2 protein-coding genes are annotated in these 2,511 nt (G+C 43.2%); both read left to right on the plus strand.

The genetic code is table 11. The features are described 5' to 3' along the window. Nucleotides 1–971: helicase-related protein (locus tag QZU45_RS12100; RefSeq protein WP_295355648.1), on the plus strand; the 971-nt coding region annotated here is incomplete at its 5' end. A 6-nt stretch (nt 972–977) separates the two neighbouring features. Continuing rightward, a partial coding sequence (locus tag QZU45_RS12105; protein ID WP_295355650.1) for an AAA family ATPase occupies nt 978–2,511 on the plus strand: 1,534 nt, incomplete at its 3' end.

Below are 2,511 nucleotides of genomic sequence, written 5' to 3' on the forward strand. Positions count from 1 at the left end.
TGGGAAATGCACTGGAACCATATCTTGAGCAGATTGCTGATGAAATGGTGAAAGTGTGTATGAACCGCAGAACAGTGGTATTTCTTCCATTGGTAGCAATTTCTCAGCAGTTCTGTGAGCTTCTGAACTCAAAAGGTTTCAGAGCTACAGAAGTAAACGGAGAGAGCGCTGACAGAAAGGAGATACTCGCTGATTTTGAAAGCGGAAAGTACAACGTAATCTGCAATTCAATGCTGTTAACAGAAGGATGGGACTGTCCTGCCGTTGACTGCATCGTAAATCTCAGACCAACAAAATCACGTGCTCTTTACGTACAGATTGTCGGTCGTGGCATGAGACTTTATCCAGGCAAGAAAGAATTACTTCTTCTTGATTTTCTGTGGATGACACAAAAGCTGTCTTTATGCCGTCCTAGCTGTATTGTGGCAAAGGATGAAGCTCATGCAAAGAAGATTGATGAGATGGTTGAGAATGCTGCATTACTGGATGATGAGAGTGTTGACATTCTGGATGCTGAAGAGCAGGCAGAAAAAGACATTATTCAGGAGCGTAAGGAAGCACTTGCCAAAGAACTGCAGGCACAGAGACGTAAGAAGGCAAAGCTTGTTGATCCTCTGCAGTTTGTATTCTCTATCAATGAAAATCTTGATGATTATGAACCTGAAGCAAAGTGGGAATTTGAAAAGCCTTCACCAAAACAGCTTGCTCTTCTGGAGAAGTTCAACATCAATCCTGATGACATTGATACCAGAGGGAAAGCTACAAGACTTATTGACGTACTGATGAGACGTGCCAATGAAGGTGTAAGCACGGCAAAGCAGATACGTCTTCTGGAGCGTTACGGATTTAATGAAGTCGGAACATGGACCAAGCAGGAAGCAGGGGACATGATCACCAGAATATCAGAAAACAGGTGGATGGTCCCATTTGAGATTGTCCCAAGTCAGTATTACCCAGACAGACAGAGGTAAAAGAAAATGAATGATCTAAAAGAGGCCCTTTATTCCATTGATCCGAAAAGTCTGAACTACGAGCAGTGGGTAGAAGTTGGAATGGCACTTCATCAGGCAGGCTGCAGCTGTGATTTATGGGATGAGTGGTCTAAGAATGATAGCCGTTACCGTCCAAGAGACTGTGCAAACAAATGGAGAACCTTTAAGAATAACGGTTCAGTTGTAACAGAAAAGAGCGTGTTCAAGATGGCAAGAGAGCGAGGCTGGATTCCTTCTGAGTATAAAGGGCATGAAATCGGATTTGATGATTTCATCGAAGCAGATGAACCATATATGCCACAGAAGAAAGATGAGGCTAAAACTACTTTGCCGGACGATTACAGCGGTTTGACAGGTGCTCAGCAGCTTAAAGTTTATCTTGAAACACTGTTTAAGCCTGATGAGCATGTGGGTATTGTTACAGAATCGTTTCAGCGAGAAGACGGTAAGTGGACTCCTGCCAATAGAGGTGATTACTCCAGAACTGCAGATAAGTTAATCAAGTCTCTTGAGAAATATCCTGATGACTTGGGGGCAACCACAGGAGACTGGAATCAGGAAGAAGGTGCATGGATCAGATTTAATCCTTGTGACGGTCAGGGTGTTCGTGATGTAAATGCTACAGCTTACCGTTTTACTCTGATTGAGTCTGATGAGGTATCAATTGAAGCTCAGTACAAGGCTTATGTTGAATGGAATCTGCCAATTGCAGCATTAGTCTTCAGTGGTACAAAATCACTTCATGCTATCGTCAAGATTGATGCCCAGAATGAGAATGAATACGCTCAGAGAGTATCTTTCTTATACAACTTCCTAGAGAATCACGGCTTCAGTGTTGATACTCAGAACAAGAATGTTATGAGGCTGTCGAGATTACCAGGTGCAACTCGTAACAATAATACACAGAAGCTGTTAGCTACAAATATCGGTGCACAGACATGGTCAGTGTGGCGAAATTCCATTGAGGAAATTCCTGAAGAGAAACTTCCTCCAATAACTTCACTGGCTGAGAAATTTCAGAATCCTGATCCTCTTCCAGAACCACTGATTGAGGAGGTTCTGAGAGAGGGGCATAAGATGATTATTGCAGGTCCTTCAAAGGCAGGTAAGAGTTTCGCGCTCATGGAGTTGTGCGTGGCTATGGCTGAAGGTGGTAAATGGCTGGGCAGATTCCAGTGCAAACAGTGTAAGGTGCTGTATGTAAATCTTGAGATTGATGCTCCTTCCGCAAATCAGCGTTTTAAAAAGATTTATGAGGCTCTGGGATATTCAACAGACCCCGCAGAAAATCCAAACATCAACAATATCATTACTTGGAACCTGAGAGGTCATGCACTGCCACTTGATAAGCTCAGCAAGCACATTATCAATCAGGCTTCTATGGTAAAGGGTATCAAGGCCATAGTAATCGACCCAATCTACAAGGTTATCACTGGTGATGAAAACAGTGCTGCAGATATGTCCGCATTCTGTAATTACTTTGACCAGATAGGAGCTCAGACTGGGGCATGTACCATTT

This window comes from uncultured Succinivibrio sp. (assembly GCF_902756765.1).
GTDB lineage: Bacteria > Pseudomonadota > Gammaproteobacteria > Enterobacterales > Succinivibrionaceae > Succinivibrio.